The organism is Microbulbifer maximicatervae (SeqCode) (genome assembly GCF_052467065.1).
In genome coordinates, this window is the sequence record NZ_CP174299.1 from 3,220,445 (window position 1) to 3,238,951 (window position 18,507).

Annotated in this window: 20 protein-coding genes; 1 reads left to right on the forward strand and 19 read right to left on the reverse strand. The window is 42.1% G+C overall.

Features of this window, described 5'->3' with window-relative positions:
- Positions 1-73 precede the first annotated feature (73 nt).
- The 5 genes from ACJJI1_RS14185 to ltrA form a co-directional block, all read right to left on the reverse strand.
- On the reverse strand, positions 74-484 hold the full coding sequence (locus tag ACJJI1_RS14185; RefSeq protein WP_444957061.1) for a DUF4288 domain-containing protein: 411 nt from the start codon (positions 482-484) through the stop codon (positions 74-76).
- Between the two features lie 482 nt (positions 485-966).
- On the reverse strand, positions 967-1,575 hold the full coding sequence (locus ACJJI1_RS14190; protein ID WP_444957062.1) for a hypothetical protein: 609 nt from the start codon (positions 1,573-1,575) through the stop codon (positions 967-969).
- A gap of 1,014 nt (positions 1,576-2,589) precedes the next feature.
- Positions 2,590-2,973 carry a hypothetical protein gene (locus tag ACJJI1_RS14195; protein WP_444957063.1) on the reverse strand — a complete coding sequence of 128 codons (384 nt, stop codon included), beginning with the start codon at positions 2,971-2,973 and terminating at the stop codon, positions 2,590-2,592.
- 140 nt (positions 2,974-3,113) lie between these two features.
- On the reverse strand, positions 3,114-3,533 hold the full coding sequence (locus ACJJI1_RS14200) for a GNAT family N-acetyltransferase (RefSeq protein ID WP_444957064.1): 420 nt from the start codon (positions 3,531-3,533) through the stop codon (positions 3,114-3,116).
- Positions 3,534-4,738: 1,205 nt separating this feature from the next.
- On the reverse strand, positions 4,739-6,037 hold the full coding sequence (gene ltrA, locus ACJJI1_RS14205; protein WP_282931929.1) for a group II intron reverse transcriptase/maturase: 1,299 nt from the start codon (positions 6,035-6,037) through the stop codon (positions 4,739-4,741).
- 727 nt (positions 6,038-6,764) lie between these two features.
- Here ltrA and csrA point away from each other — a divergent pair.
- The gene (gene csrA / locus ACJJI1_RS14210; protein ID WP_444894599.1) at positions 6,765-6,953 is read left to right on the forward strand and encodes a carbon storage regulator CsrA; all 189 of its coding nucleotides are present in this window, start codon (positions 6,765-6,767) and stop codon (positions 6,951-6,953) included.
- Positions 6,954-7,618: 665 nt separating this feature from the next.
- On the opposite strand, the gene ACJJI1_RS14215 is transcribed toward csrA, so the two are convergent.
- The 14 genes from ACJJI1_RS14215 to ACJJI1_RS14280 all read right to left on the reverse strand — a co-directional run bounded on the left by ACJJI1_RS14215 (position 7,619) and on the right by ACJJI1_RS14280 (position 18,402).
- Positions 7,619-8,092: a hypothetical protein gene (locus ACJJI1_RS14215; protein WP_444957065.1), complete on the reverse strand. Its 474-nt coding sequence runs from the start codon at positions 8,090-8,092 to the stop codon at positions 7,619-7,621.
- 77 nt (positions 8,093-8,169) lie between these two features.
- Positions 8,170-8,520, reverse strand: coding sequence for a hypothetical protein (locus tag ACJJI1_RS14220; protein ID WP_444957066.1), 351 nt, complete (start codon positions 8,518-8,520; stop codon positions 8,170-8,172).
- A 28-nt stretch (positions 8,521-8,548) separates the two neighbouring features.
- Positions 8,549-9,307, reverse strand: a complete 759-nt coding sequence (locus tag ACJJI1_RS14225) for a hypothetical protein (protein ID WP_444942389.1) — start codon at positions 9,305-9,307, stop codon at positions 8,549-8,551.
- Positions 9,308-9,397: 90 nt separating this feature from the next.
- Entirely contained in the window at positions 9,398-9,868 is a 471-nt protein-coding gene (locus tag ACJJI1_RS14230; protein WP_444957067.1) for a hypothetical protein, read from the reverse strand.
- Positions 9,869-10,098: 230 nt separating this feature from the next.
- Entirely contained in the window at positions 10,099-10,458 is a 360-nt protein-coding gene (locus ACJJI1_RS14235) for a nuclear transport factor 2 family protein (RefSeq protein WP_444916449.1), read from the reverse strand.
- 1,166 nt (positions 10,459-11,624) lie between these two features.
- A complete protein-coding gene (locus tag ACJJI1_RS14240; protein ID WP_444957068.1) occupies positions 11,625-12,395 on the reverse strand; it encodes an alpha/beta hydrolase in 771 nt (256 codons plus the stop codon).
- Between the two features lie 795 nt (positions 12,396-13,190).
- Positions 13,191-13,709: a hypothetical protein gene (locus ACJJI1_RS14245; protein ID WP_444957069.1), complete on the reverse strand. Its 519-nt coding sequence runs from the start codon at positions 13,707-13,709 to the stop codon at positions 13,191-13,193.
- 108 nt (positions 13,710-13,817) lie between these two features.
- Positions 13,818-14,285: a hypothetical protein gene (locus ACJJI1_RS14250; RefSeq protein ID WP_444957070.1), complete on the reverse strand. Its 468-nt coding sequence runs from the start codon at positions 14,283-14,285 to the stop codon at positions 13,818-13,820.
- Between the two features lie 62 nt (positions 14,286-14,347).
- Complete coding sequence (locus ACJJI1_RS14255) at positions 14,348-14,701, reverse strand: hypothetical protein (protein WP_444957071.1); 354 nt, start codon at positions 14,699-14,701, stop codon at positions 14,348-14,350.
- A gap of 799 nt (positions 14,702-15,500) precedes the next feature.
- Entirely contained in the window at positions 15,501-15,746 is a 246-nt protein-coding gene (locus tag ACJJI1_RS14260; RefSeq protein WP_444957072.1) for a VF530 family protein, read from the reverse strand.
- 127 nt (positions 15,747-15,873) lie between these two features.
- Positions 15,874-16,200 carry a hypothetical protein gene (locus ACJJI1_RS14265; RefSeq protein ID WP_444957073.1) on the reverse strand — a complete coding sequence of 109 codons (327 nt, stop codon included), beginning with the start codon at positions 16,198-16,200 and terminating at the stop codon, positions 15,874-15,876.
- A 553-nt stretch (positions 16,201-16,753) separates the two neighbouring features.
- Positions 16,754-17,134: a hypothetical protein gene (locus tag ACJJI1_RS14270; RefSeq protein ID WP_444957074.1), complete on the reverse strand. Its 381-nt coding sequence runs from the start codon at positions 17,132-17,134 to the stop codon at positions 16,754-16,756.
- 75 nt (positions 17,135-17,209) lie between these two features.
- A complete protein-coding gene (locus ACJJI1_RS14275; protein ID WP_444957075.1) occupies positions 17,210-18,097 on the reverse strand; it encodes an IS3 family transposase in 888 nt (295 codons plus the stop codon).
- Positions 18,049-18,402, reverse strand: coding sequence for a transposase (locus ACJJI1_RS14280; protein WP_444957076.1), 354 nt, complete (start codon positions 18,400-18,402; stop codon positions 18,049-18,051). Before ACJJI1_RS14280 ends, ACJJI1_RS14275 begins: the two co-directional genes overlap by 49 nt.
- Positions 18,403-18,507 lie beyond the last annotated feature (105 nt).

Below are 18,507 nucleotides of genomic sequence, written 5' to 3' on the forward strand. Positions count from 1 at the left end.
ACTATTCTATAGTTATCGAGAGAAAAGAGGGGAAGTCTAGTCTTTAAAGGGGCTGATAAAGTACTTGAATTTCTCATTCGGCATCATCAAATGCCTCAAGCTCTTCCTTGCTTCGAACCCAAGATTTAACTCTGCCAACTGTAATCCCATTATCATCGTCAAACAGGATTTCAGTGCCTTCAGGATCAAGTTCATCATAGATGGGAATAAGACTGCTTAACCCCTCAAAAATCCATCGACCTCTACGCCCTTTATCATTTGTCCAGTCGCTTTTGTCCTCGATGCCGGACTTCCCGTACTGAATGGCTTTCTGGTAAGCTTGCTCTCTATCATCAGCCTTTAGTATCACAACATTTGAGAATGTCCGACAGCGCCGACGCATATTGTCGATCTCCTCATCGTCAAATTGAAACCTCTCTATAATTGTTGCGACCCACCAGCCGTAGGGGCTCTTATTTCTGTCAGGAATTCTCTGGTTGCTCATTTTAACTGCCTTGTACTCACCTGTGATGGGGAAACTAATAATCTTTTCTTATGCATTAATTCCCCCGCTTGCGGTCATGTAAAATAGAAATAAAGCTGCAGCGAAATATAGGGAGCACGAAAAATACCTGCAACTCTGTTTGGGCCCAGCTCATCTTTATCTATGGCTGTCTTGAACCCATTTAGAGTGAAATAACAAAATGCGCAGCCAAGTAAAAAGGTACCTACCCGAGTATTAAAATAGGCAGATTTAGCATCTCTGGGTTAACAAACCGGATAGCCAACAAACCAAGCATTGCCAGCAGGGTGGTGAGGATAATAAATTCATTACTGGTTTATTTGAATGCTGCGACATCTTTTTTGGGTTGTTGTGTTTTGTTATAGGACACCTCGTCAGTTTGACTTTGGTGTCCCTTGCAATGGGAGAGGTTTATATAAAAGATTCAGCCCCGAAGATTCCTTGCTTGTTTTATTGGTAAGCAATCACTTCATTGTGATTTTAAGGGAGTCAATTATGTTTGTGATAAAAATGTCTGCATTTGGCTCAGACTCATAATCAACTTGAGTTAAAATAAGCAGCCCGGAATCTTTGGTGCTATATGTATAAATGAACCTTTTGATATCTGAGCCTTTGTACTTAGATGTCACGGCTTGTCCATTTAATATCTTGCCATCAGATAGTGTTACAGATGTTTCAGTAGATTCTATTTTGTAGCCGTACTCTCGTTCTTCCTTGGTTATTTCATTAACCATTAAATCGATAATACCGGTAGGGTCTAAGTTTAAATATTCTTGCACCATGACAGCGCTACCAAGTGGAGTAATCATGGCTGTTTGGAAAATGCCGCTTCCTAAGTCAGTCTTTGAAGGTAAATACTGTCTTGGGTGTTCAAATGAGAAATTATCGGTTGTATATGTAAGTATTTCCTTTTGAGTCAGCTTTATTGGTATGTGCTTTTCTCCAACACTAATCTCTATTTCTTCATTCAAAGATATTTCATATGAGCTATCTCCAATTTTTAGCTCATAATTCGCCGCAACAGATATCTGTGACATGGAGATAAGCAGGACTAGCGATAATATTTTATACACAACATATTCCTTTTTAATTAAGTCTGTCTCAAATGGAAGACTTAAAATTTATTTGGTGCTTGCTCAGGCTGCCATTATCCGGATTACTATTCCAAAATCAATGTAAAGCTATGACACAATAGCTCAGAGGGGGCGGCAAGGTGTTTTCTTAAGGTTATCGTGCCAATTGTAAAGCTCGTATTTGTTTTACTTTAGCTGAATGAAATCCCTGTATTTTATGCTATCACAACCGTTTATTGGTTGTTAGATGTCTGCGTGAAAAACAATCAAGCTGACCAAAAAACATGCTTTATGTTCATTCATATGAACATTATCCGCACCAATTAACGGTTTAGCTTGTCTGGGGTGATAGTAAGGTGATCAAAATACAAGCAACTGAGAGTTGTTGGAAATGAGCCTCAAGAAATAAAATTCGAATTTACAAAGAGAGACTGCGTAGTTAACCGGTGATTTTATTTCTGATAAACAAGAGTATTCAGTGATGTTTATTATGAGCCTAGGGAGCCCCTAGAATCTATATAGAGCTTAGAATTTCATAGGACAACTTTAAAAGCAGTCGCTAACCTAAGTTACTCATATTCTAATTTATAAGTCTATAGAGCAAAATGGTCAGTTCCGCTATTACTAGTTCCGCATGTCTCCCATCAATATATCGGTAGCCAAAAGCGAGGTAGATTTATGAGATTGATGGAGTAGGTTGCCCAGTCGCGATTGGTCAGAGGCCGGCGATCTGACTGAATATTCCATACCGCATTGAAGGCAACCGGCATTCGTTTAATCGGACTAATGGCTGCATTATCGGCTACGCAGGTGGTATGCCTGTGTGCCATTTATATAGGTAATCTAGAGAGCAGCTTATATGGTTGTGCTCATCTGAGTTTGATGTTGAAAAATTCTACTACAAACGGGTAGGTTGGCCCCCATCATTAGTACCCGGCGAAGGTCTTGGTTGCAGAAATTCTTTTATTTTGGCCGATAGAAGCCGCTAATGCCGACTAACCTATTTATATGTTGCTACCCGACTGTAAGCTCAAATTTCATATAATACTTAAATTCAAGTGTATTGCCACTGGCATCTTTTATAAGAAACTTGCCTGACTCATCTTCAGTGCCTTCGTTTTTTATAAGGCTATTTGCCACAAACTCTATGTCATTTGATTTACAAACTTCTAATACGGACAGCCATTCCTTTTTACTTAAAATTGGCCCAAAATGGTCAATTTGGTAAGCCTGCATTTTATCGGAAGCTTGATGAATAGTAATTTGATGACCGTAAAATAAAATGTCGAACCAGGTGGGGTTGTCGCGGCCTATAGAGCAACCCAAAATGTCCAAATAAAAGCGCTTCGCTTCCTCTTTGTCGGGAACCACGAAAGAGAGATGAAATGGATTCAACATAAGTTTCACCTTGTTGTTCGTAAGCGTGGGTAAGTCTTAGGTATAACGTCTCTATAACCACCCCTAATTGGGATGGTTTTTTGTTATCTACGTAAAATTGATAGTACGTAGAGATTAGGTTATTGGCTTGGCAATGGAATTTAAACATTAATGGAAAAGTACTTTGCTTCCCATACCATGCCTTTTTCTATATAGAATTTGTGAGCTTGCTCGCGTCGAACACCAGAAACAAGGCGAACCTGGTTGCAGTTCTCAATTTTTGCTTGCTCCAAAATCCAGTCAAAAAGCTTTCCGCCATAATCACTCGATCTTTTCTCTGCTGAGGTTATAAGGTCTTCAATTTCGAGATACTTTCCTGTATGTAGCCAGTCAGATATACGGTAACCTGCTACAGCTTTTATGCCGTTATCGTCTAGCCGGGCCAGTTTATACCCGCAGTTGTGAGTTAAAGATAAGATCCTTTTCAAGAAATCATCTTTAGATATATGTGGCCTGAGCTCAGATAAAACCTCATAACAACCCAGTATATCTTGATCTGTCTCGGCTATAGATATATTCACTTGAACCTCGTCTGTGTAACGCTACTACAACGTGTCGCTTTGAGCGCAGCGTAAGATAGCCTGGTGGCTTTATTGTAAACCACTCCTCTTAACTATTTGGCCTGTCTCGAAAAATAAGACCAATTTCTATTGTCACCCACGGTTAGTTGATTGATAGATTAGCACTTTGATTCTTCCATATGAGCTGATTCACAAGCTCAAACAGTTCAAAGGTATGCACTTTCCTTAGGAGCCAATTCTAGACCAAATAGAGGGTCAATTGCAGCCTAGGTTCCCACAATGACCGACACACTTGGCGGTAATGAAGAAGCTAGCAGTAGTCAGGCGTGCTCCGACACAAACAAGCCAGGGATTCCATAGGAACTTATATCAGCTCGCTGTATCTGATTGAGCGGTACCAGATTGGCGTCATCAATTGATAAGAGTGCTAGCCGTAAATCGTTGCATTATATCTCAATTGCTCTGCAACCCCATCCCTAGCGATTTCAATCGTTGCGCGTATATCTCGCTTGGACTTCACTATTTGAGATGCACTGCGAATATTTAGAATTTATAGTTCCACCCTTTGAATGAAGTGAATTTATAGGGGTTGTCGTATCAAAAAGTCCAAACTCTAAAGGGTTATAAAAATAACACCATTGCTATTCCTAATAGACTGATTACCTAAAATCCTCACAGTATATTAAAAATACCTAAGCAATTTTGACTGCCGGCAGAAGGGGGCTTGCGGTAAGTAGCAGTATTGAAGATCTATTCTTCTGAGTTCTTTCGAGTGAGCTTAATGGAGGCACCAGCATAAGTGGTTAATTTTATGCGTAACTTAGATTAATTAATGCGCTAAATTAAAAAATATAGGCATAAAAATAATCTTATTGGATTTTATTAAGTTTGTTTTAGTGTCAAAGCTGCGTAAAATCAATGGATATCTATTGGTGTTTTGGTTGGCGTAGGTCCGCCTTTTAAAACGCCAGTTAACAAAGAAGTTTGCCCGAGTCAATGATTTTCTAAAAATCAGCCTGTCAAAGGAGTGCGGTATTGTGACGTAAAAGCAAGTAAAAGGCGCTGACCCGAGGTGCTCGAACACCAGGGGCCAGCTAACCAAATTGATAACGCAACTATCAAAAGTCGAGTAGACCAAAGGAACTTCCCCTTCGACCTCTCACAGAACCGTACGTGAACCTCTCAATTCATACGGCTCTTCGTATTCAGCACATTTTCAATCTTCCCATTCTCCAGTGTGCAAACAAGCCGCGCATTTGTTGACGAACTTTTCCAATAAAGGCCCAACTCTTGAAACAGCTTCGCTTCAGATGCTTAAACTTCTTCCTGGCCCAACGCATCAGTGTTTGGTCAAGATACTTCTGAAGTCGATAAACACCATATCTCCGCCCAAAGTGACCATAGTAGTTCAGCCAACCCTGTATTGCGGGATTAAGTACTTTTGCCATTTCAGATAGTGATCGATCCACCCAGTTTATTACTCGCCATTGCCTGACCTTATCCTTAATCCTCTTGAAGGCCTTAGGGCTCATTGAAGGACTAAATGCGGTGAAGATCTGTCCTTGGCGATTCCTTGCTTTTCTGGGACCAAATCGAAAGCCCAGAAAGTCAAAGTGGATCACTGGGTGGGAGTCTTTACGATTACTGTTCTTGCAATAGACCTTGCGCGTTTTCTCTGGATGAGCCTCAAGCCCGCAGGTAGTCAAGCGTGCTTTTAGAGCCGCCAGTAAGCGATCCGCCTCTCGAGGATTACGACAATGGTAAACAGCATCATCCGCGTAACGCTCAAAAGGAATATCTCTGTGCGTTCTCACCATCCAGGCGTCCAGCGCGTAGTGCAAAAACAAGTTTGCCAGTAGAGGGCTGATTACACCCCCTTGTGGAGTACCTTGTGTTCGCTCTTCAAGCTGTCCGTCCCGATGTTGTACTGGAGCCGTTAACCAGCGCTGTACATAGAGTCTGACCCACTGATGATTATTATGTTTATCTAATGCCTTCAGCAGGAGTTCGTGATTAATATTGTCAAAGAAACCCTTGATATCTAAATCAACTACCCAGATTCTATCCCAGCATCGTTGTCGAGCTCGGCGCACTGCGTCTATAGCAGATTTGCCTGGCCGATAGCCGTAGGAGTCAGGGTGAAATACCTTCTCCAATTCTGGCTCCAGCAGTTGCTTAGCCACCATTTGCGCAATGCGATCTTCGATTGTGGGGATACCCAGTGGTCGCAGGCTGCCATCGAGTTTCGGAATATCCACTCGTTTGACGGCTGATGGAAAATAGCTGCCAGATGACATCCGATTCCATAGCTTGTACAGGTTTTTGGCGAGATTCGATTCATATTGCTCTATCGTTATCTCATCAATCCCCGCTCCGCCGCCATTGGCCTTGATCTGCTTCCACGCTTCCCAAACCGCTCGCTTGGGAATATTGAATGGCTTTGCGCTAATCGTTAATTCCTCCCCATCTGGGTTGATTACACGGTTAGTCGCCGAATACGACAACCCCTTCGCTCCACGTCCATTACAGCCGCTTCTCCACTACTACGGGTTGTTCCGCCCCTGTGACCAGTCTTGGTACTCAACGTCTTGCAGGGCCTCTACTTGACGCTCTTCCTTAACACCTGGACGACAGGTTCTCCTGTTCCACCCAAAAGCCTGTTGTGTGTTCACGCCACCTCTATGCCGGATGCCACTCGGTCGGTAAACAGGTAACCTCCAAGCTTATCCCCGCACTTAGCCAGTGCACGGGTTTTGACATCATCTTGGTAATACGCTTTCGACACCTCATCAGTGGTTCATTTGCATTCGTCTCTACACAACATACCTGACGTATCTCGTACGCCTTTTCCTCAAGCGCTTCTAACCAAAGCTCTTTACTCCGATCACCTTGAGGGGGTTTGTTATCACTTCCTGCAAAGCGATAACGGAGGGCCGACCTCCATCTCCTGGATAGCACGTATTTTTTTTATTTATAAAAATAAAAAATAAAAAAATACTCAGGACGCACTGGCTATATGCATCATACGCTAGATACCCGCTCGTCTTCAATAAACTGGAGTATATTGAGCAGCTTGGAGAGGTTCTCCAAACTCTGGGAGCGTAGTGTCCGCCTTTTCTTCTTCTATGCCTACCGTTCTCGTGCACCCCCTCATATTTCCTCAAAAAGTTACTTACAAAGCCTTCTATTAAGGGTGGCCTACAAATGGTTTGAGTCTTAGAGGAAACAAAAATGTTGATCTTAAAGCGCCGGACGGGTCAAAACTTAAGGATTGGAGCAAATGTCTCAATTACTGTACTGGAAGTTAAAGGTAATCAAGTGAAGATAGGCATACTTGCTCCCAAATCCCTACCTATTCACCGTGAAGAAATATTTATACGTGTACAGAAGGAGCGGGCACTCGGAAGAGGAGATCGTTGATAGCCCCGCTGTGGTTAAGGATTTTCCAAAGCATCCATGTCAAAACCATGGCGAGGTAGTGGTTTTGATATAGGGTGCCTTTGCTAGTTACCCCTGCTTGCTGGATGCCATCATTGGGTTAGTGTTGAACTCACCTACCAATATGCCATAGGTGCCCAATTTATGGGCCCCCAGGATTGTTCCAACTCAAATGAAGAGCTGCTCGACAGTAATGTTGAGTAGAGATTTATTGCTGATTGGGAGCTGCCCATCTCTAACCCGCACGATGGGTGGTGTGGGGGCCGGTAGCTAAAAACTACCGGCTATGTGATCTAGATTCTGGGCCCATTGTATCTTGACTCATTAATAGACCAGATTACACCTGCCAAGAGAAACCCAACAGCCAAACACCCTATTAATGACCAAAATGCATCCATAGTGAGAATGGGTTGGTTATGGATCATCTGCCTTGATAGAAACCCATTAACAAATAGTAAACAACCGCCTCCAAATAAACCTCTAGTTAAAGTAAAATGAAACGACCCTTTAGAGCGAATCTTTTTCCATCTTTCATCAGGCTTCATTATTGATCCGTATATTGTCGGTGCTCAACGCCTTTAGCATAGGCCGAACGAAGTAAGGTCCAGCCCAGTTACTTTTTGGCTTGGCGATGCTGGCTAAACTTGTTATGACTTTACGGGCCATATAACAGTCTCGTTGTCTGGCTCAAATAGATAACTACACTGCATTTCTGCAAGGTAAGTGTAATCAAACCAAAACATTATACCTAAACCATCATGAATTAAGCATTTATGATCTGGAAGCTCTTCGGAAGACCAGTCTTCTAGTTTTGCTATCTCTCCAGTATGTTTAGCTATTAACCTTGAAATTTCTTTGATTCCTAAACCGAATAGTTGCTGTTCAAATAATGAATATCCGGCTCCCATAACTGTTATTGTTCCTAAGCGAAATTTATCATTATCATTGAAAGTAAATGTTAAATTTCTATGCGAATACCATAATTCTCTATGCCAATCACTTTTGCCTTCAACATACTCGGATTCCTCGACTCGATCTGGCTTGCCCAAGAAAGAAATGACTTCTTTCTCTATCATGCCGTACCTAATTTCACCTATTCCAATACCCGGTAATATATTCATTTTCTATGGGTCATAACGCCTTTTTATGAGAACCTATGCAGTAGGCTGTTCAAGTCGGAGACGACAACACAAGCTTGTTAAACATTGTGTAGGCCGAAAAACAAAGTATATGGAATTTCGATAGCCAACACTGTAACTGGAGCCCATACTGAATACTTTAGTGATTTTTTTGCTGAATAGCCTAGAATCTTCTTTAAATAGATAAACGGAATAATAAAATATAAGGAATAGGCCGATAAAATAATGATCTCCGAAAAAGCATTTCCTATGACAACTAAGCTGATTATGAATATAAGAATCATAGGTACAAAAACGAAGGTAAAGGCAACCCACCAGTCAATATCTGGATCACTACTTTGTGCCTTGTTTCTGTCAATTAGCTTGTAGATGCCTATCAATATCAAAGCAATTATTGCAGCCTGTAACATCTTCCCACCTATTTATACTTAAAACACTTCAATCAACTGATGCGTTAGCGGACGGTTGGATTGATTTGTTAATGTTTTCTAATTCTACTTTAAAAGTGCTTACTTTTTTCTCTAGCTCTTTCCTAATTCTCCTCTTGCCTTCAAGACAGTAGTCCACCATTAAATCAGATATTCTAACGAGTTTACCTGTTTTGCTCTCTGGCGAAGGTGACCATACCTTGCCAGCGTAATTCAAGTTTCCAAACATTTTTGCTGAGAAGTGGTAAGTTTGACCGTCTGCTCCCATAGAAAAATCTCGTGGATACCTTGTTTCATACAGCATTTCTTGCCAAACATACTGAATTTTATCTGCTAACTCTTGACGAATTTCTTTTTTACACCTTATTCGTGGAATTTCTTGGGGAGATTTAGGGTATTGGGACTCTAGTTCTTTAAGCCCTGCTTCATCTTTAACGAATTCACCCTCATCATTCATAACCTTCACAGAACCTTCTTCCATCAAAGGCATCATTTGGTATCCCCATAATTGCATTTTGGGGGACTCAAAAAATATATAATTTTCTTTATCATTTTGCTTTATACCCAAGACGTATTCAGGAGAAAAGGAAGGGAATCCAATAAGCCTTACTATTACATCTTCTTCATATGCTGAACCAAGATAACTTAAGACAAGATGCGTATATCCGCCAAAGAGCTCTCTCGAAAACTGAGAGTCCTCAGGTTCAAGGTGTTCACTTGCGAAAGCAGTACTACTTATGAACCATATAATAAAAATTCTTAATTTCACTCTATGCTCCTATTGTCTGTGGTCTTGCCCACATAAAGAAAATTGTCCTTCTGTTGTGCATTGTTAGCACTGTTACCTACAGATTCTAATTTAATAGAATACTGGAATAATTGTTACTTTTTTCACTGGGCCAGTTTTAATCTCTGACTCGATATCCCCCGATTCTGACTCGATCCAGAAAGTAGCTAAACTCCCACTCCTTTTAGCTTTCAACATGTACGATTTTCCTGCCTCTGCCAATAGCTCAGTATTTGACTCAAGAACATAGTGAAAAGGGGGTTGAAAACCTATTTTTTGCGCTGTGGTTTTTTCTGGTGTAAATACAGCTCTTACACCAATATCTCTCCGTCCTGGCGGAACTGGAAAGGTTGCCTCAATTGGCGCCGTCCATGGTCCGGGATGAAGTTTTTTTCCATCGATTGAAGCAAAAATGAGCGAAACACCGCCATCTGTTTTTTCTCGGCTATTTATGAGTACACCGTTTTCGGTTCTATCAGTTACCTTGTTACTAGAGCATCCACAAAGAACAAGTAACACCAGTAAAAGTAATGTCGTTTTCATTGGTTGTACCAAATTAGTGCTAACGAAGGTGCAGGAAAACTCAGCCCGCTTTTCGTGTTTTGTTTTTATGTGAAAAATAGCCTACTTATCAGTGAAAGGCTAAATCAGAATTCACGTAGGATCACCATTTGTGGTTATTATTTGGCCACTCCTAAGGGAGCAAAGATATACATTAGTTTTTCTACAACTTCAATGTTCAGCACAGCGGCTTGCTAGGGCAACCATGCTAATTACTCTTGCGGGATTGGCAATCCATGTTGTTTTAGAAAAGAAAGCTTATCCCAATATCCTCTTTGAAATACGATCTTTCCATCTTTGACTTGAAAGAAACCGCAGCCACGCAAACCTAGAGGATCTTTCCACTCTAAAATTACCCAATCTCCATCTTGGAAGATATGCTCTACTATGCATACCATATCCGCTGCAATGAACTCTTCTTCAAATCTGGCTCGAATAGCATCTTTGCCAACCACCTTATCATTAGCAACTTGATGGTTAACTGCATCATCAGAATAGAAGCTGACCACTTTCTCTACATCCGCTTTGTTAAAGGCCTCAACCCAAGCCTGAATTACTTCTTTTGGTTCCATAACTCGAATCCTTTTAGATCCTAACGCCTCAATAATGGGGCGACTGGAGTAAAGCGTAAGGAAGTCCAGCCGAAGGCACCATTGATTGATTTTTTATGTGTTGTCACTATTTTGTCTAAATTTATGATTGCAAGACCAGCATGACTCACTTGGCCAATGCCATTGTTTGATACTACTGCCCTGATTATCTGTGGTTTCTTACATTTAGAGCAATTAAAGTGCAAAACACATGTAACGATGAACAACCAGTATCCCATTGCTACCCACCAATGCCAGCCGAATGGGGTGAAGCTTGTTGGCTCATTGGAGATGGCGCCAGAGGAATCGACCACTCGATATAGCAGGATTAATATGGCGCCAGTCGCTAAAAGCTGTATTAATCTCTTCTTATGGTGGCTCATGGATCGATTAGCACATAACGCCTAGCTTCCTGTGAGGCGAGTTGGTACGCCCAGAACGGGTGTGGACTAATGGGGTGAAAGTCCCCTGTAGGAGGATCACCATTTAATGGATTCCATTAAATGATAACTACTAGTGAATGGCAACTTTATCACCGCGAGGTCTTGTAGGAAGGTAGCCGCTAGCAAGGCTATGAGCTGACGAACGGAAACATCCTAAAAGGCTGAGCCTGGAGGTGGGGGGATAAAAGACACCGAAGCCGGATGATCTAGCGGGCAAAGTCAATGATACAGTTGAGTATATAAAGTTTACGTTCTTATCTGGGGAAATCTGTTTAGCTTGCTGCTGTGAACCTGTCAGTGTGGCCGCTGACTAATATGTAGGCCCAGCTCGCTAGCCGCCATCGCGGGGATAGAAAAAAGTGGTGGAACACGGCAGTGTCTCGGTCAGAAATGAACAGCGTGATTAAATAGAAGTCAGCTGACGGCATAGTAGCCAAGTGCCAAGATTAATACCTTGAACAGAGTGAAGGCCTGAACCCAAACTCCACGAATTAAAAGACCGGATTTGCCTACCGATATGTTTCCAGTCAGATAAAGTTGAGCACTGTCATGGTACTCAACTTAGATGAGTATCTACTCGACGCGATCATTGGGTAGAGATTCAGCGGATAGGGAACCGCCCACTGCGGACCTATACGATGGGTGGCGTGGGGCAGGTAGCTAGAAACTACCGGCTACCCGATTTAACTGCATGCCACAAAATATTTAAATATTATTTGTATCGTTTACGGTTTCTTCAAGCATCTCTGAAAATTCTTTGGGCTTGGCCCGATAAATCACATGATCACCATTAAATGTACGAATTGTCCATTTCCGCTCTACTGCTCGATGCCAAGAAGGATCTTTAGCTCTATCGGCTTTCGACACCCCCTCAGGAATAAAAGCTACATAAGTGACATTGAGTTTTTTTGCCAGAGGATTCTTATACGATACAGGTTCCGTAAGTGTTTTTAATGGCTGCGTAACATCTCGTGGAAATTCGGAATTAACATCAATCCATGAGAAGTGAACTTGACCATTTACCACTTTATGTTCCGCAGGTATTGGCTGCCCCTCCATCATTGACATGCCATCCTCAGGTACTTTCGCGTCTAAAAATGTAACATGATGAATTCGCTCTGGAATACGATCGATAACTCCGGTGATTACCATTCCACCATAACTATGACCTACAAGTACCACATTTTTCAATTTTTCAAAAACAATCAGGTTAACGATATCGTTGATATGTGTGGTTAAGTTAATATCAGGAGAGGAAAGATGATGCCTCTCACCTAACCCCGTCAGTGTTGGCCTGTAGACGGTATGACCTTTAGCGCTAAGGTGTTTACCAACCTCTTTCCAGTCCCATCCACCGCCTGTAGCACCATGTACCAAAACAAAGGTGTGATAATCTTTTTTTGTATCAACTTCTTCAGCAACAGTTTCAAATGTCGTAAATATTAAGAATATTACTAATGAGAATATAGTTTTCAATGAAATTCCTCTTTTTGTATTCTTGACTTTCCACTTGCAAGTAAAATTGCTAATAAAGCAGTTAATGCCTCAAGCTGCGGAGCGTCCGATAGCCTTGACTTGGTACGCCCGCCCAGCATGGGCGTGAACTAATGGGGTGAAAGCCTCATATATGAAGATCACCACTTAATGGACTTCATTAAATGCTAACTACTAGCGAATGGCAACTGCAACACCGTGAGGTTTTGTGGGGAGGAGGCTGCCAGCAAAACTACGAGCTGACGTACGTCAACATCATATAAGGCTAAGCTTGATGGCGAGGTGGCCAAGGACACCGAAGCCATGTGATCTAACGTGTAGAGTAAATGATGCAGTTATATAGTGGAATTTCCCGTTCTTATCTGGGGAGATCTGTTTAGCTTGCTGCTATGAAGTTGTTAGTGTGGTCGCTGACTGATAAATAGGTCCAACCCGCTAGCCACCATCGAGGGTATAGACAAAAAGCAGTGAAACACAGCAGCTCCTCAATCAGCATTGACCACGATGATTAAATAGAAGTTAGTTGACGGCATAGTAGCTAAGTGCCAAGATTAATACCTTGGACAGAGTTAAGGCCTGAACCCAAACTCTACGAGTTGAAAGAGTGGGCTAGACTTTCCAGTCGGATAAAGTTGAGGTAGGGAGCTGCCATTATACTTAGCTCAAATGAAGAGCTGCTCGACACTATCGTTGGGTATGCGGATAGGGGCCGCCCATTGCAGGCCACACACGATGGGTGGTGTGGGGCCGGTAGCTGGAAACTACCGGCTACCAGATTTAAGTATTTTCATAACCGGCTAAAAAAACTGAAATAATTTTTTTGTTTTTAATGCATATAGATTTTAATTCATCTTCTGAATAAGAAGAGTATTTATTCTCTAATTCTTCAATTTTGTCGATAGTACCTTTGTCCATCTCTTCATATGACATTCCCTGAAAGCCATCTTTGATCACTTCGTAGCCATTTCGGATATCATCCTTTGCGGCATCTATCCACTGATCATAAAGCTTCTTCAAGTCTTCACCGCCTTCAATATTCATGCAATGAGCAACAGGAACAGTCATCGTGCGACTAACTAGAAACTGTTTGATTAAAGCCATCTGGTTTATCAAGCCTAGAGTTTCGATTTTTTCAGGATCTCCAGAGTTTTGCAATTTATTTGCTAACTCTTTAGCGACGCTTCTTCCAACCTTAAGAGCGGCTAACTCCTTTTCCGATAACACATACTCCCCTTTTTCTGATGCAACTGAAACGCTCGAAATGATCAGTAACAATAAGACTTTTATAACTTTCATAGTTTCTCCTAGTGAACTTAACGCTGAGCTAACCGGCAGCCAGTGCGGAGAACGCTTTTGGATGTCTGGCGGAGGCCACTTGCGGCCGGATTGTAATTGATCGTTTTGTTATATGCTTTCATAGCGCTTTAGAGCCTTACACTCACTGGAGGCAGAAGGCCACAGAATGACTTTATATAAATCATCTGCATCTTCCCACTCCTCGGTTATTGAATTGAGGCCCTTCGCGAGTGAAATGGCTGAATACTTACCAGGGGCCACATCGATTTTGGCTGCATCAGGTAGGTAGTCGGTGCAGCCAAAAACAGCGCACTGACCCGATGTTACCGTGAAATAACCTATAGAAGCATGATCCCATTCTCCAAGGCTAATTTCATGCACGCTATCGTGAATCTCAATCTCTAAAGGAACATCAATGTTTCTGAATGTGCCGATAGCAAGAGTGTTTGGCAAGATGCCAAGCTTTATATTTAAAGCTTCGTCTGTCCAGATATCTGAAGTGTTGTTATCGGCTTCAACATCCATTAAATATATCTGAAAGTAGTCAGCGAAAATTTCAAATTTATATTTCTTCATCGGTGCTTAAGGTAAGACGCCCCGTGGAGGCTGAAGGGCCGGAGTCTAACTGTCTGTGATTGTTATATTTCGGTGCTACTTTCAAGGTACTTAGCCATAGTAATTACGATATTTTCAGCACGCTTATTCTTCGCAACAATAGTGAACCCAGACCATACATCCCACTCAATACCTATCCGTTTCAACCCTCGTATATAGCTTTGAAAGGCTTCATCCAGTCCGTAGGTTGTAACTCCGAACGGATATAACCCAAACTCCTTAACCAGTGCTCTTTTGGTCTCTTTGTATTTTTCGAGAGGAAAATTATTTATCTCGTAGCAAAGACGTCCAGAAAAGTCTCTACATAAGACCCCAACTTTCATCCTCTCTTCAATCTCTGTCTGATCGACTTTAATCATGTTAAAGAAGTATAACACTTTTAGCACCTGTGCCGTAGGCGTCGGGTGCCTAAATATGGTACGCCCAGCATGGGTGTGAACTAATGGGGTGGAAGTCTCCTGTAGGAGGATCACCGTTTAATGGGGTCCATTAAATGCTAACTACTAACGAAGGGCAACTGCAACACCTTGAGGTCTTGTGGGAAGGAAGCCACTCGCAAAACTACAAGCTGACGAACAGAAATATCCTATAAGGCTTTGCCTGGAGGCAAGATGGCCAAGGAATCCAAGCCATGTGATCTAGCGGGTAGATCAATGATGCAGTTGAGTAGTGAAAGTTTACGTTCTTATCTGGAGAGATCTGTTTAGCCTGCTGTTGTGAAGCTGTCAGCGTGGCCGCCGATTCATAAATAGGCCTAACCCGCTAGCCACCATCGTGGGGACAGACAAAAGCAGTAGAACACAGCAGCTTCTCGATCAGCAATGACCACGGTGATTAAATAGAACTCAGCTGGTGGCATAGTAGCCAAGTGCCAAGATTAATACCTTGGACAGAGTGAAGGCCTGAACCTAAACTCCACGAGTTAAAAGATAGAGCTAGCCTATCGATATGTTTCCTGTCGAATAAATTTGAGGTTGCGCACTGTTATGGCGCTCAACTTAGATGAGCAGCTGCTTACCCAATCGTTGGGTAGGGATTCAGCAGATAGGAAACCGGCCATTGCGGACCGGCACGATGGGTAGCGTGGGGGCTGGTAGCTAGAAACTACCGGCTACCCGATTTATGCGCCTGTCCCTGCCTTGTCACAGCGACGTCTATGTGGTTGCCAAATAGTGCTTATTTACGATTAGCCCACGGAGAGTTATTTTCAAAAGTTGAGATATACAGATCTTCGACTTCATCGCGCGCCCACTGGGTTTTGCGTAAAAACTTGAGCGAAGACTTAATTGATGGGTCGCTCTTAAAGCAATTGATATTGATCCTATCTGCCAAACCATCCCAGCCATAATGTTCCTGCAAACGTGTAACAACTTTCTCAAGAGTAATACCGTGTAGCGGATTATTTGGTTGATCTTTACTCATTTTTCAATTAATACTCTATATTTAATGACGCATAATGTCGTGAACATGGGCTGATGAAGTTGGCACGTAATCGCAAATAAAATTAGGTGACAGGCTTGCCAGTCCTTTCTCTAAATTTTTTGTGTGTTTAAAGCCCTTTGATGATTATAATTGATATACCAATAAACATGGCTATAAGTAATATAGAGATACATTGTTTGAATCTTTGATTACTTCGTTTTGTTAACCTTTGAGTAAAGGTGGTATCTGTTTCGATAGCATCTTTTAATAGAATATTTGAGCTAGATTGCAATAGTTCACCTATCTTTTCAGCTTCCTCTGGGTTCATTTCAGCCTTCGATGATATTTCAGATATCCTCTGGTGAATCGATGACAGCTCATTGTATTCAGCCTTGTTGATTTTACCTGACTGAAAAAACTCTTCCTGCTTTTCTCTCAGTGTAGTTACATCCACGATTCTTCCTTACGTATAACACCTTGCACAGGCGCCGCTGGAATGGAGCCGCTTTATGCTAGCGTAGCGTACAGCACAAAGCGAACGGAGTATAGGTGGTGGGATTCAGCAACTTGTTAGGAGCTTACTGGGACCAGTAACCCAATATATGGTATTTGCCAGATTCTTCAGGTTTTACACGAATGCCGAGAGCTCTAAAGCCAGGGTAGGTAATGAGAGCATGATTGCTAGCGCTACCATCACCTATTGGTTGTTTGGCATCACCTTCGAGAATGTTGAGGGTGCATAACGAGCTAATGCTTCGCGGTTTGTTGAATTCTGACTGTGTGCTGTTTCCTACGTGAACAAAGCTATCTGTACCCCCTGACTCTAATAGAGATCTGACGGCCGTTGAAAGTGCCTGATATGATAAGGCGCTAGAAGATCGAGCAGTCAAAATTAATGCTGCAATTATTTTCATAACTTTTAATGCCTTATACACAGGCGAGTGAAACGACGTGTAGCGAGTCCAGTCTGTATCCTTTATGGGCGATTGTGCCACACTTTGTAAGTGCTATTTAACAGCATTGATCTGAACTACCGTGACATTTGCAATGCGACCACCACGCCACCAAGTCCCTTTTGTGCCAATCTTAAGCCTCTTATGGTGATACTCACGGCGCTCTTCACTTAATATCCACATATTGGCAAAGCCTTCATTAGGAATATTACCTGGAGTAGTATCTCTTATGACTCTGCCATCTTCATCAAGAATCTCTGGCCAGATCATGTGTATACCTTCAACTTGCGGATCATCCCCGTCATAAAGAAAATCCACTCTCATTCCTTGTCCCGGCTTGGCATTTTTATTCTCTTCAGATAAGTCTATCTTGTACTTGACTACAAAATCCGGATTTCTTCCAGATCTTTCTTCATAAGGTATATGTACTTTCATATACGGTGCTAACACGAAGTTGTGGGGCGCCGTAGAAGCCTCCCCCCTTAAAGTAGACGCCACCTTATATTCATCTTATGCGGCCATTCTTTCATATTCATCTGGGCTTTTGAACCCAAGTGAACCATGTCTTCTTTTAAAGTTATAGTACCTATCAAGATACCAAGCTAAGTTAGCTCTTAGTTCCTCAACGGATTCAAAATTAAATCCTTTGAAACTCTCAGTTTTCAGTGTTTGAAAAAATGATTCTACATACACATTATCATTCATAAATCCTGGACGGTTCATGCTCGGCTCAATACCCAGTTCTTTGAGTCGACTTTGGTATGCATAAGCACCGTACTCAGAACCTCGGTCACTGTGAAATATTAGATCTGATTCTATATTTCTGCGACGAACAGCTTTATTTAGCGCTGACAGTGTTAGCTCAACAGTTCGAGTATCCGACAACTCCCAACCCAACACTTTCCGGGAGTAAAGATCAATAATCACAGCTAAATATTGCCATTGTCCATTGATCTTCAGATAGGTTACATCACCAGCCCATTGAGAGTCTGGTTTACTCGGCATACCATGCTCTCTTTGTAGGTTTTCAACCTTAATATAAGGATTTCCAGGCAAAGGGCGTCGACGATAGATCCTTCCAGCTTTCCCCACGATTCCAGCCTCTCTCATAAGGCGTTCAACGCGTTTGTGATTTATTCGTTCACCATTAGCTTTCAGCTCTGCGCTAATTCTTGGACTTCCATAATTACCATCATGCTGTGTATAGATAGCTTCGATACACCCTAGAATTCGCCTATTCTCTATGTCACGAGTGCTCTCATCTCGATTGAGCCACTTATAAAACCCTTGGGGTGAAACATTCAAGTATCTACATAAGTACCTGACACCAAAGTCTGATCGATTAAGAGCTATGAACGAGAATCTTTCAGTTTTGGATCTTTCAGGTACATTTCCCACTTTTTTAGGAAATCATTCTCCTTTTGCAATTTCTCGATCTGCTTTTTTAGACGTCTTATCTCTTTATCATCGGTTTGAGACCGATTTTTCGTTGTTTTTGTCATACTTATTCTACGACTGGGCTTCTCGACCAGCTTGCCTTCTCTACTTTCCTGTCGCCATCTATACACCATTACTGGATGCAAACCAATAATGTTGGCGATAGTAGTCGTATCTACTTTCAGTTGATTAGTGAGAGCTACCACTCTAACTTTGAATTCTGTTGAATATTCAACAACTCGCTCTTCACTCAGTACTTTCGGCATTTTTTCCTACCCTATTCAAAAGGTAGGCGTCTACTCAATGGGGGAAGGTTTCGTAGGCGTCCCTGGCAGTTTGCTGCCGAACGCCGACGTCTTGTTATGCCCACT

Bases quoted from the DNA above. Each gene is read 5' to 3' on its own strand.
- ACJJI1_RS14185 (WP_444957061.1), bottom strand. From the start codon at position 484: ATGAGCAACCAGAGAATTCCTGACAGAAATAAGAGCCCCTACGGCTGG.
- ACJJI1_RS14230 (WP_444957067.1), bottom strand. From the start codon at position 9,868: ATGAAAACGACATTACTTTTACTGGTGTTACTTGTTCTTTGTGGATGC.
- ACJJI1_RS14220 (WP_444957066.1), bottom strand. From the start codon at position 8,520: ATGTTACAGGCTGCAATAATTGCTTTGATATTGATAGGCATCTACAAG.
- ACJJI1_RS14280 (WP_444957076.1), bottom strand. From the start codon at position 18,402: ATGCCGAAAGTACTGAGTGAAGAGCGAGTTGTTGAATATTCAACAGAA.
- ACJJI1_RS14260 (WP_444957072.1), bottom strand. From the start codon at position 15,746: ATGAGTAAAGATCAACCAAATAATCCGCTACACGGTATTACTCTTGAG.
- csrA (WP_444894599.1), top strand. From the start codon at position 6,765: ATGTTGATCTTAAAGCGCCGGACGGGTCAAAACTTAAGGATTGGAGCA.
- ACJJI1_RS14235 (WP_444916449.1), bottom strand. From the start codon at position 10,458: ATGGAACCAAAAGAAGTAATTCAGGCTTGGGTTGAGGCCTTTAACAAA.
- ACJJI1_RS14250 (WP_444957070.1), bottom strand. From the start codon at position 14,285: ATGAAGAAATATAAATTTGAAATTTTCGCTGACTACTTTCAGATATAT.
- ACJJI1_RS14215 (WP_444957065.1), bottom strand. From the start codon at position 8,092: ATGAATATATTACCGGGTATTGGAATAGGTGAAATTAGGTACGGCATG.
- ACJJI1_RS14245 (WP_444957069.1), bottom strand. From the start codon at position 13,709: ATGAAAGTTATAAAAGTCTTATTGTTACTGATCATTTCGAGCGTTTCA.
- ACJJI1_RS14195 (WP_444957063.1), bottom strand. From the start codon at position 2,973: ATGTTGAATCCATTTCATCTCTCTTTCGTGGTTCCCGACAAAGAGGAA.
- ACJJI1_RS14270 (WP_444957074.1), bottom strand. From the start codon at position 17,134: ATGAAAGTACATATACCTTATGAAGAAAGATCTGGAAGAAATCCGGAT.